Annotated in this window: 15 protein-coding genes; 7 read left to right on the top strand and 8 right to left on the bottom strand. The window is 57.5% G+C overall.

All coding sequences use genetic code 11. The features are described 5' to 3' along the window. Positions 1-125: 125 nt before the first annotated feature. Positions 126-1,712, bottom strand: a complete 1,587-nt coding sequence (locus tag KEHDKFFH_RS00355) for an ABC-F family ATPase (protein WP_104320468.1) — start codon at positions 1,710-1,712, stop codon at positions 126-128. 182 nt (positions 1,713-1,894) lie between these two features. Between KEHDKFFH_RS00355 and KEHDKFFH_RS00350 the strand changes: the two genes are divergently transcribed. Both KEHDKFFH_RS00350 and KEHDKFFH_RS00345 read left to right on the top strand, forming a co-directional pair. Then, positions 1,895-2,173, top strand: coding sequence for a peptidylprolyl isomerase (locus KEHDKFFH_RS00350; RefSeq protein WP_064228242.1), 279 nt, complete (start codon positions 1,895-1,897; stop codon positions 2,171-2,173). A 23-nt stretch (positions 2,174-2,196) separates the two neighbouring features. Next, on the top strand, positions 2,197-3,123 hold the full coding sequence (locus KEHDKFFH_RS00345; RefSeq protein WP_241956398.1) for a succinyl-CoA synthetase subunit beta: 927 nt from the start codon (positions 2,197-2,199) through the stop codon (positions 3,121-3,123). On the opposite strand, the gene KEHDKFFH_RS00340 is transcribed toward KEHDKFFH_RS00345, so the two are convergent. Next, positions 3,120-4,301 carry a M24 family metallopeptidase gene (locus tag KEHDKFFH_RS00340; protein ID WP_104320082.1) on the bottom strand — a complete coding sequence of 394 codons (1,182 nt, stop codon included), beginning with the start codon at positions 4,299-4,301 and terminating at the stop codon, positions 3,120-3,122. The two genes, KEHDKFFH_RS00345 and KEHDKFFH_RS00340, sit on opposite strands and share 4 nt — an antisense overlap. Before the next feature lie 178 nt (positions 4,302-4,479). Then, positions 4,480-5,310, bottom strand: coding sequence for a DUF2059 domain-containing protein (locus KEHDKFFH_RS00330; protein WP_104320081.1), 831 nt, complete (start codon positions 5,308-5,310; stop codon positions 4,480-4,482). Between the two features lie 201 nt (positions 5,311-5,511). On the opposite strand from KEHDKFFH_RS00330, the gene KEHDKFFH_RS00325 reads away from it, so the two are divergent. Next, on the top strand, positions 5,512-6,117 hold the full coding sequence (locus KEHDKFFH_RS00325) for a transglycosylase SLT domain-containing protein (RefSeq protein ID WP_479684611.1): 606 nt from the start codon (positions 5,512-5,514) through the stop codon (positions 6,115-6,117). Between the two features lie 6 nt (positions 6,118-6,123). Here the strand turns inward: KEHDKFFH_RS00325 and KEHDKFFH_RS00320 are convergent, their stop codons facing one another. After that, on the bottom strand, positions 6,124-7,023 hold the full coding sequence (locus KEHDKFFH_RS00320; RefSeq protein ID WP_104320080.1) for a LysR family transcriptional regulator: 900 nt from the start codon (positions 7,021-7,023) through the stop codon (positions 6,124-6,126). 148 nt (positions 7,024-7,171) lie between these two features. On the opposite strand from KEHDKFFH_RS00320, the gene KEHDKFFH_RS00315 reads away from it, so the two are divergent. After that, complete coding sequence (locus KEHDKFFH_RS00315; RefSeq protein WP_104320079.1) at positions 7,172-7,366, top strand: hypothetical protein; 195 nt, start codon at positions 7,172-7,174, stop codon at positions 7,364-7,366. A 153-nt stretch (positions 7,367-7,519) separates the two neighbouring features. Here the strand turns inward: KEHDKFFH_RS00315 and KEHDKFFH_RS00310 are convergent, their stop codons facing one another. Both KEHDKFFH_RS00310 and KEHDKFFH_RS00305 read right to left on the bottom strand, forming a co-directional pair. Then, positions 7,520-9,202: an AMP-binding protein gene (locus KEHDKFFH_RS00310; protein WP_104320078.1), complete on the bottom strand. Its 1,683-nt coding sequence runs from the start codon at positions 9,200-9,202 to the stop codon at positions 7,520-7,522. Between the two features lie 339 nt (positions 9,203-9,541). Further along, on the bottom strand, positions 9,542-9,970 hold the full coding sequence (locus KEHDKFFH_RS00305; RefSeq protein WP_064228234.1) for an Lrp/AsnC family transcriptional regulator: 429 nt from the start codon (positions 9,968-9,970) through the stop codon (positions 9,542-9,544). Between the two features lie 117 nt (positions 9,971-10,087). Between KEHDKFFH_RS00305 and KEHDKFFH_RS00300 the strand changes: the two genes are divergently transcribed. Further along, positions 10,088-11,209, top strand: coding sequence for an arginine N-succinyltransferase (locus tag KEHDKFFH_RS00300; protein ID WP_241956397.1), 1,122 nt, complete (start codon positions 10,088-10,090; stop codon positions 11,207-11,209). Next, complete coding sequence (locus tag KEHDKFFH_RS00295) at positions 11,199-12,005, top strand: DUF1338 domain-containing protein (RefSeq protein ID WP_104320076.1); 807 nt, start codon at positions 11,199-11,201, stop codon at positions 12,003-12,005. Before KEHDKFFH_RS00300 ends, KEHDKFFH_RS00295 begins: the two co-directional genes overlap by 11 nt. Positions 12,006-12,027: 22 nt before the next feature. Here KEHDKFFH_RS00295 and KEHDKFFH_RS00290 read toward each other — a convergent pair whose 3' ends face one another. Continuing rightward, complete coding sequence (locus KEHDKFFH_RS00290; RefSeq protein WP_104320075.1) at positions 12,028-12,684, bottom strand: protein-L-isoaspartate(D-aspartate) O-methyltransferase; 657 nt, start codon at positions 12,682-12,684, stop codon at positions 12,028-12,030. 191 nt (positions 12,685-12,875) lie between these two features. On the opposite strand from KEHDKFFH_RS00290, the gene KEHDKFFH_RS00285 reads away from it, so the two are divergent. After that, positions 12,876-13,541 (top strand): AbiTii domain-containing protein, encoded by a 666-nt coding sequence (locus tag KEHDKFFH_RS00285; RefSeq protein WP_104320074.1) that lies wholly within the window; start codon positions 12,876-12,878, stop codon positions 13,539-13,541. Positions 13,542-13,556: 15 nt separating this feature from the next. Here KEHDKFFH_RS00285 and KEHDKFFH_RS00280 read toward each other — a convergent pair whose 3' ends face one another. Continuing rightward, positions 13,557-14,333, bottom strand: a complete 777-nt coding sequence (locus tag KEHDKFFH_RS00280) for a TSUP family transporter (protein WP_104320073.1) — start codon at positions 14,331-14,333, stop codon at positions 13,557-13,559. Positions 14,334-14,403 lie beyond the last annotated feature (70 nt).

Genomic DNA, 14,403 nt, shown 5'->3' with positions numbered 1-14,403 from the left:
CTTTCCAAAACTGTGCGGAGCCAGGGATGGCGGAGCCCAAGCGCCCCAGGGATGGGCCGTAAGGAGCGTGTTTTGGAAAGGCCTACCCGCCCGTCCGCATTCTCCCAAGGCCCGAAGAACCGAGGTTAAACGTACCCCTGACTCCGAAGATAGTCATCATAACTGCCACTGAAATCGGTGATGCCATCAGCCTTAAGCTCAATAATCCGGGTCGCAAGGGAAGAAACAAACTCCCGATCATGGCTGACAAAAATCAGTGTACCCGGATAGTTCTCCAGCGCCAGGTTCAGCGCCTCGATGGACTCCATATCCAGATGGTTCGTGGGCTCATCCATCAGCATCACATTGGGCTTCTGCAGAATCAGCTTGCCGAACAGCATCCTGCCCTGCTCGCCGCCAGAGATCACCCGCACCGACTTGCCGATATCATCGCCGGAGAACAGCATGCGCCCCAGGGTACCGCGCACAAGTTGTTCGCCGCCTTTGGTCCACTGGGACATCCAGTCGGTCAGGGTCTCGTCGTCGGCAAAGTCCGCCGTGTGGTCCTGGGCGAAGTAGCCCACTTCCGCGCTGTCGGTCCACTTCACCTCGCCGCTGTCAGGCGTATAGGCGCCGGCCATGCATTGCAGCAGAGTGGTCTTGCCGATGCCGTTGGGGCCAATGATAGCGATCCGCTCGCCGGCCTCGACCTGCAGATTAAGATTTTTGAACAGCGGCTTGTCATCAAAGCCCTTGGTCATGTTTTTCAGGGTGACGGCCTGGCGGTGCAGTTTCTTGCCTTGTTCGAACCGGATAAACGGGCTCACCCGGCTTGAAGGCTTCACTTCTTCCAGCTGGATCTTGTCGATCTGGCGGGCACGTGAGGTAGCCTGTTTGGCCTTGGAGGCGTTGGCCGAGAAGCGGCTGACAAACTGCTGCAGTTCGGCAATCTGGGCCTTCTTCTTGGCGTTATCCGACAGCATGCGCTCGCGGGCCTGAGTGGCGGCGGTCATGTATTCGTCGTAGTTGCCAGGGAACAGGCGCAGTTCGCCATAGTCCAGGTCCGCCATGTGAGTACAGACACTGTTCAGGAAGTGACGGTCGTGGGAGATGATGATCATGGTGCTGTTACGGGCCACCAGGATGTTCTCCAGCCAGCGGATGGTGTTGATGTCCAGGTGGTTGGTCGGCTCATCCAGCAGTAATACATCGGGATCAGAGAACAGGGCCTGGGCCAGCAGGACCCGCAGTTTCCAGCCCGGCGCCAAGGCACTCATGGGACCGTTGTGTTGTTCCAGGGGGATATCGAGGCCAAGCAAGAGCTCGCCGGCGCGGGCATCGGCGGTATAGCCGTCCATTTCGGCGAACTGCACTTCCAGGTCTGCCACGGCCATGCCGTCTTCTTCGCTCATTTCCGGCAGGGAGTAGATCCGGTCCCGCTCTCTCTTGACGTTCCAGAGTTCCTCGTGCCCCATGATCACGGTGTCGATCACCGAGCAATCCTCGTAGGCAAACTGGTCCTGGCGCAGTTTACCCAGCCGGGTATTGGGCTCCAGCATGACCTGGCCGGCAGATGGCTCAAGGTCGCCACCCAGGATTTTCATCAGTGTGGACTTGCCACAGCCGTTGGCCCCGATCAGGCCATAGCGGTTGCCGTTACCGAATTTGGCGGAGACGTTTTCAAACAGGGGTTTAGCCCCGAATTGCATGGTGATATTGGCGGTGGAGATCAAGAAACAAACCTGTCGATGTGGGGCCGGCAAGGCGCCGGCGAAAAGAAAGCCGGCATTGTACAGGTTTGCCGGGTAGACCGTGAGGCCGCAGAAACACGGATAAAAAGGCTTGCCTCTGGCGGGCTGTGCGGGCAGCATTCCCGTTCTGATGTACCCATTCATCCGACACAAGGACATTGATCATGGCACAGGCAACAGCGCGCCACATTCTGGTAGACAGCGAAGCAAAATGCGAAGAACTGAAAAAGGCGATTGAAGGCGGGCAGGACTTTGCCGAAGTGGCAAAGCAGCATTCCTCATGCCCCTCCGGTCGCAATGGTGGTGACCTTGGCTCTTTTGGCCCGGGCCAGATGGTTCCAGAGTTCGACAAGGCGGTATTTAACGGCGAAGTGAACACCGTCCTCGGTCCGATCAAGACGCAGTTCGGCTATCACCTGCTGGAAGTTACCAGCCGCAGCTGATGATTCCTGGTTTCATACCGGGAATGCCAATCACCGGCCGGCAACTACCATGGCTGGCCGGTGCTGCTTCGCTGCTCATTGCGCCCTTCCTGTTTGTTGGCGGGCCGGATTGGGCCTCGGGGCCGCTGCTCAAGTCGGCCTGGAACCTTGGCCACATCCTTCTTTTTGCGTTGCTGACACTGGCCGTCAGGCCCTGGCGGTGGTTGAGCGGCTGGCGCCTTTGGCTGGTCGTTACCGCAGCACTGCTGGCTGTCGGAATTGGTATCGAACTGATCCAGGGCGACCACAACCGCGACATGGACGGTCGGGATCTGCTGCGCAATCTTATTGGCGGTTGGTTGATTATCGCCTGGCGCTCCGCGATTCTTTCAAGACCACAGACCTCCGTTCGTCAGCTTCTGGTTGCGGCAACAGCCACGCTGCTGTTGTGTTTCGAGCTTGGCACCACCGGGATGGTTGCGGCCCGACAGTGGCAGGTTCATCACCAGCTCCCCCTGCTTTATGACTTCAGTCATCAGAACCCGGAACCCTTCTGGACGGGCAGTCCGGCGGTCTCCGCCGATCATGCGGTCAATCACCCGCACAGCCTGAAGATCGATCTGGGCACGGACACCTACTCGGGGGTCTCGCTCAATAACCTGCCAGCTGACTGGCGGGGTTTCGAGAGGCTGACCATAACGCTGTTCAATCCCTCAACGGAAACTCTTGCACTCACTCTGCGAATCAATGACGTGGTTCATGACCGCAGCAACCATGCCTACAATGACCGTTTCAACACGCGTCTGACCCTTGGGCCGGGCTTCAATACCTTCACGCAAAATCTGACTGCCATCGAAAACGCACCGGATGGCCGGACCATGGACATGTCGCAGATCAGGCGAATGGGGCTCTTTGCCGTTCGTCTGCCCGAACCGCGCACCGTTTACCTGTCAGATCTGCGACTGGATTAGCCGAGCGTCCAGGGGTTATCGGTAATCGGCTCCGCTCCGTTTTTGGTAACCAGAATGGTTTCGCTACAGCCAATGCCCCACTGCCCCGGGATACGCAAACAGATAGGCAGATGGAAGACCATGCCGGGCCGGAACTCCATGTTGCCGCCCCTGGCGATAAAGCCCGAGCCCTCCACCCAGGAAGGGGGAAACTGGGCGCCTACCGTGTAGCCGAATACCCCGGAGAAAAATACCTCGCCTGCCAGCGGCTGGAGCGCCTTTTCGGCGTCCTGGGCGGCCTGATCAAAGGTGACGCCCGGGCGGGCCGACGCCAGGAGAGTATCCACAATCCGACGGCAGCCGTCGTGAACCTTTTGCATTTCCGAAGAGGGCCTGGCTCCGGCCACCGCAGTCTGCATCATTGGTGCGGTGTAACGGTGCCAGGCTGAGCCGAATTCCAGAAACACCGGATCGCCCTCCCGCACCACCGTGCGCTTGTGATTGCAATGGATCACGCTGCTGCGCCGGCCGGTAACGACAATGGGCTGCATGCTCATGAACTCACTGCCGGCCTCCAGCAGTGCCCGGGAGCCTTCTGCAGCAATGTCATTGTCGGTCATACCCGGGCGGACCGCGGCCACAGCAGCCTTCAGACCCTCGGCGGTTATCCGCGCGCTTTCCCGCAGAAAACGGATTTCGGCGTCGGACTTGACGATCCGGATCAGCTTCAACAAACCACCGTTATTCAGAAATCGTACGCCCGTCATTCTCGCCTTGAGGCCTTCCAGCACCCCCTGGCGAAGGGAGCCGTGCCAGGCATCAATGCCGACCGTTTCAACGCCATCGTTCAGAACCTGCACCAGCGGTTCCAGCACTTCACCGATGCCCTCCCACCGGTATCCGCTGACCCGCGCAACCCGGGTAGTCACCATGGCCGGGCCCATTTCGATGGAAGGCACCTGCAAGAGCATGTCCTCCTGTGTGACCACCAGAGCCACATGCACAGACACCTCAAAGGTGCTGTAACCGGTCAGGTAAAAAATATCCGAAGGATCGGTCAGCAGCAGGGCGCCAAAATCCTCCTGTGCCATGCGATCCCGGACACGAGCCAGACGCTCCGCAAACTCCTGCTCCGGAAACGGGCATTCCAGGCCCCTCAGTTGTGAGGACAGGGCTTTCTGATAGGCATTGAAATCCATAAAGACGCTCCTCACTCGCATTTAATAAGGAGGTTGGACCCTAATCCCGCTTTGCACAAACTGCACTCGACGAATAATCCAACAATTCGGGCGGCACAGGTCCGGCAACTGATTGCCTTCCACTTTCCCCATCGCTATGACCGCAAGCGTGACCAGGTCTACCGGGAGCTCCGGGCATTTACTGACCGCCTGGTGATTCCGGACTGAGAAATCGGGACATCTGTTTGCCGATGGTTTCCACGGGCTCGGTTATGGCTTGCTGGATGCTGTTGGTCACAACCTTGGAGAAGGCTGAACCGGCCGGGCTCTCCAGGAACTGCAGGTACAGATCCATCTCCTGGGCACCGATGTTCTGGTAGGTATAGAGATAGCTGTCGTAGACCTGCTGGCCAACGACGCCCCTGAGCATGCTGCGCTGGCTTTCAATGCGCTGCCGAAGCTGTTCATAATTGGCTGAATCGCTGCTGAACGCCGCCATGGCGGTTGCCAGCCCAAGCTGGACGGCGATTGTGGTATCCACCGCGCTTTCTGTTGCCCGGGCCGCCCGATCAAACCGGTCGAACATTTCCGCTCTGCGAGTGCCCTTGTACTGGCTATTCAGTTCCGCAGCGCTCGCCTGGATTTTCTGCCAGGCAGAAGGTTCCGAAGCCGCGATCTCAGCAGAAGAAATCTTTTTGGCCACAGGGGTCTCGTACCAGTCATGGACTGCCTGGAGCTGCGAATCGGTGAGGTTGGTTTGCAGATCGTTGATGATCTGCTGCTCAATATCCACGGAGTTGAAACCGCTGCTGACAATGTTGCCGATGGTATTAGCCACCATGGGCGGAAGCTGGCCATTCTGTTTCAGCCCTTCACGTATGCCCTGGCTCATCATGGCCGGATAGCGGGCCACGATGTCGTCAACAGGGGATACTGACAGCACCTGGCGGGCATCCGGTGCCGCCTGGGCAGTACCGGTGATTAGCAGGGCTGTGACTAAAAGAGGTTTAATTAGGGGAAATCGCGTCATTTACCTATCATCCCGAACGTGTCGTTGATTCCCTTATGCCATGGGTGTGATGCATGCAGCAAGCAATCCCTGGGTGCCGGAGATGACGGTTTGGTAGGAATACGAAAAAGACCTCGCCGGAAAAGCAGAGGTCGGCGCACGACTCTGGAGATCTGGAAAAGCCGGGCCAGATGGTACGGGCTCCCGCTGCTGGGTTTGTTGATGGGCACCTGGGCAACGCTGCGCTTCAGCCTGCTGGCACCAGATCCCCCGGCGAATCCGGAGAACGTCTGCGAAATCTTCCGGGAGCACCCGGTCTGGTACGACTACGCCAACGAATCCGAGCAACGCTGGGGCACGCCCATCGCCACCCAGATGGCGTTTGTCTATTACGAATCCTCGTTCCGCAGCCATGCCCGGCCGCCACGCACCCTGCTCTGGGGCTTTATTCCGTGGACCAGGCCCACAACAGCGTACGGTTATGCCCAGGCCCTGGACCCGGCCTGGAGCGAATATCTCGTGGCCAACGGCGAGGGCTGGTTTACGGTGCGAACCGATATGGAGTACGCGCTTGATTTCGTGGGCTGGTACAACCAGCTAAGCCACCGACAGCTGGGCATTTCCTATTCGGCGCCCAGGGAACTGTATCTTGCCTACCATGAGGGCCGGGGCGGATACGCCCGCAGGAGCTTCGAACAGAAGCCGGCCGTCATGGATCTGGCCGCCCGGGTACAGAGCCGGGCTTTCCGCTACGACAATCAACTCAAAACCTGCGAGCAGGAATTCCAGTGCTGGCGCTGGTACCAGTTCTGGCCGTTTTGTGGCTGACGCTGTCTAGAACGTTGAAGAAATCTCCAACTGAGGCTCCAGAGCCTGAAGACGTTCAACCAGATACTCCATGACGATGCGGACCCGGGCCATTTGTTGGGTGTCCTGGTTGACATGCAGCCAGAGATCAACGCTCTCACCCTCCAGCGGGTCAGACAGACGGCGGAGTTCGCGGGTACCTTCACCCAGATAGCAGGGCAAGACGGCCAGACCGGCACCAGCTTTCGCCAGAGCATGCATGGATTGCAGGCTGTTGCAGCGAATGAGGGAAGTGACATTCTTCAGGTGCTTCCGATACCACCGGCCGGTGGCCAGATGGCTGAAGGTTTCATCGGGCAAGATCCAGAGGCAACCTTCCGGGTGGTTCTCGATGTCCATATTGCGGTGCCGCCGGCAATAGCGGGCAGATCCGTAAACGGCGGACTCGATGGCCGCAATCCGCTCGCCTTCCAGGGTCGCCTGGGGCTTGTTCTCAGGTCTAAGCGTCAGATCGGCTTCCCGGTGGCTCAGGTTGGCCACGTCGTTGTCGGTCAGGGTTTCCAGCTCTATGTCCGGAAATTCCCGAACCAGCTCGGCAAGGATCGGGCTGAGCAATGCGTTCATCATGGCGTCTTCTGCCGCCAGCCTTACCTTCCCCACCGGTGCCGAATCCTGCCCGACCAGTTTGCGCTCGAGATTTTCCATCTCGACGGCCAGCCGTTCCGCCTCCCTGAATGCGGTCTCACCCACCGGGGTGAGCTGCAATCCATCCCGGCTGCGTTCAAAAAACTGCACACCCATCGACTCTTCCATCTGGTCGAGTCGCCGTAGAACTGTGGTTTGGTGCACACCCAGTAATTCTCCGGCCTTGGCAAGCGTTCCGCCTATTGCCAGAGCCCTTATGTATCGAAGATAATCCCAATCCATAGTTACTGCATATTTGCAACGTGAGTACGGATTTTAACGTATTCAAACTGCAAATAAGAACCCTTAGAATCGTTTTTAAATTAAAGGTAGATCCCTAACTAATCTACCTACCCAAACTAATACACCCGTTAAAAAGGAGGAAGGCGCTATGACTCAGAACCATATCGCAACCGTAAACCCGCTGCCGTCCAGTATCCTCCACAACAGTGCTGAGGTCAGGCGCCAGTATACCCGTGCTGCGGCGAAGCAGGCGGTACAGTTTTTCAGCCGTAAAATGCGGAACTTTAACCGGAAAGCAGCAAACGTTGCTCCGGACATGGGCCAGATGCAGGGCGGCCACTAAAGCGGCAGCCGAATCTGGCATGAGCGAGGAGATCGCTCAGGCTGAGAACAGAACATAAGGATTTGAAAACGCCGGTGGCTCCCAGGGAGCCACCGGCGTTTTGCGTTTGAACGCAAGAAAGAAGGTGGAAAGAACCAGGAAACTGAAAGGAAATCAGAATTCCCAGACGACTTTCTTCTCCTGGCTGAACCAGTCGTCCATCTTCCGGTTGTAGAAATCTTCTATCACATTCCGCTTGATCTTCATGGTCGGCGTCAGCATACCATTTTCCATGGTCCAGGGTTCCCGAACCACCACCACGAAGGCCACTTTTTCGTGGGACTCACACTCGCCATTCACCGCGTCCAGTTCCGCCGCGAGCTCCTGTTCCAGCTCAACACGATCGGCTCCGGTTTCCAGTTCACCCCTGGCTTCTTCGGAAAGCAGTACCATCAGGCAGGGCTGCGGCTGGTTGGCACCGGCGACACAGACCACTTCGGCCTTGGGATGATTGAAGCGGTTCTCGATGGGCACCGGGACCACGTATTTGCCCTTGGAGGTTTTGAACAGATCCTTTACCCGGCCAGTGATCCGGAGAGTACCATCCCGGTCAATTTCCCCCATGTCGCCAGTTTTCAGGAAGCCGTCTTCGGTAAGGTCCTCTTTGGTTTTCTCCTCATTCTTGTAATAGCCCAGCATCTGCCCGGGGCTTTTCACCTGCACTTCACCGCCCTCGCCGATCCGGTGTTCGACCCCTGGGTTGGCCATACCCACAGAACCAGCCCTCGCTTGTCCGGGTCGATTGGCGTGGGAATACCCGAAGTTTTCAGACATCCCATACACTTCCAGCAGCTCCAGCCCGAGGTTGCGATACCAGTTGACGATATCCGCTGACAGCGGCGCAGCTCCGGTAAGGGCCGCCCGACAGTAATCCAGTCCCAGTTGTTTCAGGACCTTCTTTTTGACCAGGCCGCTGATGATCGGAATATTGAACAACAACTTTTGCTTCTTGGGCGGCAGCTTGGCGTTAACCCCCAGATAGAACTTCATCCACAGGCGAGGGACCGAGAAAAACAGCGTCGGCCTTGCCCGCTGCAAGTCTTCCTGGAAGGTATCCAGGGAATTGGCAAAATAGAGATGGAAACCGTAATACAGGGATTGCGTTTCAACCGCCGCCCGCTCTGCCACGTGAGCCAGGGGCAGATAGGAAAGCATGCGCTCTTCGGAGGAAACCGGGAACAGCTGCTGCAGGCCGTCGGCCACCGAAATCATGGTGCGAAAACTGTGCATTACGCCTTTGGGACGGCCGGTGCTGCCCGAGGTATAGACGATAGTGGCGAGGTTGTCCGGATCCGGCAATTTTGGTTCTGCCGGTTCCTGGCCCGCGATGATGTCCAGCCATTTGGGGGTATCGTCCCGCGGCGACATGGGCAGGGAAATGAGTGGCAGATCGTCCGGAATATGGTTCTTGATGTCGTTCCAGCCGTCCGCGGTGCCATCAAGTTTGCCAAGGAACAGCAGCTTCGCCTCACTGTGCTCGAGAACATAGGCCGCGGTGTCGCCGTTGAGCGTGGGATAGAGCGGCACCGAAACGTGGCCCGCCGCCCAGATCGCCAGATCAGCGAGGATCCAGTGCGCACTGTTCTTGCCCAGGATACTGATGTTGCTGGGCTCGGGCAGTTCCAGGCTGTTCAGGTAAGCGGCCATCCTGGATACCTGGTCGGCCGCCTGTTTCCAGGTGATATCTTCGACACGGCCATCCGGGTAAGGCTGAGTAAGGTAAACGTTGTCAGGGGTTTCCTCTGCCCAGTAATACAGGCAATGGAGTGAGGTCTGCTTCCGGGGGTCTACCGCCATAAACGGCTCCTTTTTGTTATTGTACTTTACGTTCAGGTTTGCAATTCCTGTTCATACTAGCGTCATTTCAGACCCGCTCAATAGCAATTAGTGCCCTCGCAATTGGCAAATTAATCCTCGTCCGAGAACTGTTCCTCAAAATTTTTCGTAACATTTGTCAAGTTTGGGCTACTGTGAAGAGTGTGAATCTACTTTCCGAGCAACTTGGATATGGCCATGAGCAAAGCAAAGCGTTCGTTTTTGATCTTTCCCGCCTGGGGCATCATTCTTCTGGGTTCGGGTGCCTTTTTCTACAGTGCCTACGCAGGAATGCTGGGCTCCTGATCTGTTCGGGCCTGCCTAGCGCCGGAACCGGGTTTCGAGGACCACGGCAGAGTTGGTCCGCTCGACCCCTTCCAAGTTGCCAATATCGTCCAGCACGGCGCTCAGTTCCTCCAGTGACTGGGCCTCAACGATGGCAATCAGGTCGTACTCTCCACTTACGGAAAACAGCTGCGACACCTGGCTGATTCCCTCCAGTGAGGCGTTTGTCCGGCTGGTCAGCTTCTGGAAAACCTTGATAGACACGTGCGCCTCAACCTGTCTGGCAGAGAATTCCCCACCCAACTGCACCGAGTAGCCCCGTATCACCCCGCTGGCTTCCAGACGTGCAATGCGGTTCTGTACCGTTGATCGGGATACATGCATGGCCTTCGCCAGCTCAGTGATACTGGCCCGGGCATTCTGCCTCAGCAGCATTAACAGCTTCTGATCCTGGGCACCAATCATTCTGCTTAAACCTCTTTTCAATTTGCACTAATTGTAGATCATTTCGATCATTATGCAGCTGCAATTTGGCATCCAGGACTTTCATACTGAGCCGAAACAATGCTCAGGACGCTCGCCATGCTAATTCGACCGATTACCCCAAAGGATCTTGATGCCCTGGTGCAGATCGCCTATGAATCCGGACCCGGCTTCACCTCACTGATGCCGGATCGCGATGCCCTGAGTCGCAAGATTGATCACTCGGTCGAAAGCTTCGCACGGACCGTGACGAAGCCCCGTGATGAACATTATCTTTTCGTGCTGGAAGACAGTACGACCGGTGACATTATGGGCACCACCGGTATTGAGGCCGCCGCGGGCGTTTCCCGCCCGCTCGTCCATTTCCGCCGCAATGCCGTCGTTCACCACGCGGAGGATCGACAGAAGCGTCATACCGAGGAAAGCCTGACCCGTTGCCAGCATTACACGGGTTGCACAGAGGTCTGTTCGCTGTACCTCCGGCCCCAATTTCGCCGGTCCAATGCAGGCAAACTGCTCTCCCGGGTGCGTTTTCTCTTCATGGCCCTGCACCCGGAGCGGTTCGCAGACACAGTGATCGCAGAAATGCGCGGTGTTTCAGATTCTTCGGGCCAATCTCCATTCTGGGATTGGCTCAAGCATCATGTGGCGGATCTGGATTTCATGTCGGCAACACAACTGGCCGGCTGCGGCCAGAGTGGCTTCATTGAACAGTTCATTCCCGCCAAACCGTTGTATACCCGGCAAATGACCAGTGAAGCCAGGGCGGTTATTGGCCAGGTGCACGAGGACACGCGCGCGGCGCGGCATATGCTGGAACGCGAAGGCTTTCGACACCGGGGGTTCGTGGACCTTCTGGACGGTGGGCCAACTCTGGAGTGTGCCAGGTCAGACATCGCCAGCGTCCGCGAAACCTTGCTGGCCAGCGCCGTGCTTCGGGGCAGGCCTCAGAATCCGACGGATGATTCGGGAGAAACCTGTAAATCCGCTATAGTTGCCAATACCGGCTGTTCCGAATTCAGGGCCACGGTCACCAGCCAGGTCTGGCCGGCACCAGATAGCTGTGATCTGGTGCTGGAAGAGCAACTGGCGAGGCAACTGGACCTGGTCGACGGCAGTCTGGCCTGCTGTCTACCGCTCGGCCAGACCAGCCAACAGTCACAGGGGCGCCAACCGCCCCGCCAAGAACCGGCTACTGAGGAGATTCGCTATGCATACTGATCCGGACACCCTGTTTGCGCGGCTCTGGGAGTCCTATCGGCAGGTGACCCCCTCTGCCGAACGGATACATAAAATCCTGGGCGCCGAAGAGGGTCAGGCCATCGTCAACGACCATATAGCGCTTCGAACCTTCAACCTGGATCCGGTTCGTCTGGACGCTCTGGCCGAGCACTTCCTTAGCCTCGGTTACCAGCAGGGTGGTGAATACCATTTCGAGGCCAAAAAACTCTATGCCAGGCACTATGAGCATCCCTCCCGGGAACTTCCGAAGGTTTTTATCTCTGAACTGCTGGTGGAGGAATGTTCACCGGAGTTGCAGTCTGTGGTGAAAGGTCTTGTCGAACAGGTAAAGCCGGAAGCGGTTATCGCCGATGATTTTCTGTACTCCGGGCGCCACTGGGAGGTTGATTACGAAACCTATCGTAAACTGATGCGGGAGAGCGAATACGCGGCCTGGATGGCCGCCTGGGGCTATCGCGCCAACCATTTCACGGTCAGCATCAACCACCTGGACCAGTTCCGCTCGGTGCCGGAAATCAATCAACTGCTGAAAGATCAGGGCTATACGGTAAATGCATCAGGTGGAGAGGTGAAGGGCTCGCCGGCAGAATTGCTGGAGCAGTCGTCAACCATGGCCGATCGTGTACCAGTCGCCTTTTCCGACCAGACGGTGACCATACCCAGCTGTTTTTACGAGTTTGCCCTCCGTTATCCGAAGCCGGATGGACAACTCTACTCGGGTTTCGTGGCGGCATCGGCTGACAAGATCTTTGAAAGCACAAACGCCGGCAGCTGATTCGGCACGTCAGGCCTGACAGTTACGACCACCCCTGTTCGCCGAGCAGGGGAACAAAGCGCACCGCGCCCAGGTTCTCGGTCCGGAATTCATCCTCCGCCAGCCGGGTAACGCGCATCAGTGACTGCACCGAATGTTCCGAGCCCACCGGAATGACCATATGCCCGCCAACGGCCAGCTGATGCTTTAACGAATCCGGCACTGCTGGCGCACCGGCAGCCACGACGATGCCATCATAGGGCTGGTGCTCGGGCCAGCCCATCGTGCCGTCGCCGCAGCGAACCTCGACATTATCAAAACCCTCGGCGGCAAGTGTCCGTGCAGCGCGATCGGCCAACTCCTGTACCCGTTCAATGCTGAACACCTGGCCGGCAATACAGCCCAGAACCGCGGCGGCATAACCAGAGCCGGTCCCTATATCGAGAACCTTTTCCCCGCCCTCCAGATCCAGAGCTTCCGTCATCAACGCCACGATGTATGGCTGTGAGATAGTCTGCCCTGCCCCGATGGGAAGGGGGCCGTCATCGTAGGCGCAATCCCGCATGCGCCTGGGAACAAACCGTTCGCGTGCCACCCGGCCCATGGCCTCGAGCACCAGTGGCGACTCGATTCCACGGGCACGAAGCTGATAATCCACCATGGAAGCTCTCTGTGATTCAAAGCCATTGTCCCGATTCATCGCCTGTTTTCCTTCCCGTGGTCTGGCTGCTTACCGGCCGTTACAAAGCAGTAACCTTTTTACAACGGCGCCCTCGCCATTATCTGACTACTTTTTAGTCACCGGCAATGACAGATACAACCACCGAACGCCAAAAACAACAAACGGACAACGGGATGAATCATCGGGAAACCCGTTGCCGAGGAGGAGAAATGTCGACATCTGTAAACCATCTCGACGAGCGCACGCGGGATTCCGCCGACTTGCTCGAAGAGATCATGCCCTCAGCCATAACCCTTGCAATGATGCTTCGCCATCGGAAAATGGCCGCGTGGCTGCGTACCGAATTTGATGGCTACCAGGATGTTGCTGCCGCGCCACCCTACCGCAGGGAGCTGCACGGACACATAGTTGCCAAATCGCCACAGTACGGCTGGATTCCTGCGCCAGTAGACGATCAGCAGAAGGAAGAGTTCGGTTACATGGATCTGCTCGAGGGAGTAAAAGCCCTTGAGAAAATCTGCGTAAACTGCAAGAAGGGCAACGGCAACCGGGTACTGCTGGAAAAAGACGACATGGCAGTGCTGCAGAAACAGATTAATCTGACAGCTGAACTGGCTATCAATCTGAGCCGCGATGTCTACTGCCGGCTGCTGAGAACTGTCCGGGCCGCCATCTACCTCTGGACCCAGGAACTCATGGCCGAAGGCATTGCCGGGGAGCACAACCACTACAGCCCTGACGAACGGGCCAAGGTGGCCCACCTGGATGAACCCGAGAAGTTCTGGCGACGGGCCATGGAAGAAGTCGACAGCCTGCCGATACCGAACGTGCGGGAAGTTGGATTCTTTGAAAGGGTGTTCGGGCGCGCGGGTTGAAGCCCGCCGCCCCGCTTACCACAAGACGCTGACGATCCCGACGCTGCTCACCAGCAGCAATACCGTTCCCAGCAACCGGAAGAATACCGGCGTTTCCGCCCGGAGGATGCGGTCATGGGCATAGAGCCCTATGACATGGCCCACCGCAGCGCAGGGCAGCAGCCAGAGGTGATGGATGAGTTGCAGATCGACGCCGGCCCAGACAAAGGCGGCCATCTTGATCAGCACCAGGATAAACCACAGCGCGAACAAGGTATCCCGCAGCTTTTCTTTCGGCAGGTGCTGGGCTGCCACTGCAATGATCAGGGGCGCACCGATCAGGGATGTGCCGCTGATGTAGCCGCCCACCATCAGGAATATCGCATCCACCGTTTTGCTGCCACTGCGAAACGGCCGATTTATGATGTACGAGACCGAATAGAGCGCCACGATCACAAAGATGATGGCACTGAGGATGTCAGAGGGCATGGTGATCAGGCCGAAAACACCAATCAGCTTGGGCACGATCATGATGCCCAGAATTCGCCACAGGTATTGCCAGTCGACGGTTCCCGACCCCGCCTGACGTTGCTCGCCGGCCCCTGTGCGGTTGTTCATCCAGATTGTCAGGGATGAGAACACCAGAAGATGGACCGCAATAATCGGCAGGAATACCAGCGGCTGGTCAAGAACCAGCAACAGAAATGGCAGTGACAGAACCGCACCACCGAACCCCAACCCGGAGCGGACAAAACCACTCCAGACAAAAATCAGGGCAATCAGAAAGTACTGTATAAACGAAAGCTCCGACATCGGCTCCCCGGTCAAGAATAAAAGATCAGCGAATGTTACCTGCCCAGGGAGCAAGTCTGCGAAATTTTCT

Source organism: Marinobacter maroccanus, from assembly GCF_002933275.1.
GTDB classification, from domain to species: Bacteria; Pseudomonadota; Gammaproteobacteria; order Pseudomonadales; family Oleiphilaceae; genus Marinobacter; species Marinobacter maroccanus.
Note: the sequence above shows the minus strand (reverse complement) of the source record. Positions and strands in the feature narration are given on the sequence as shown.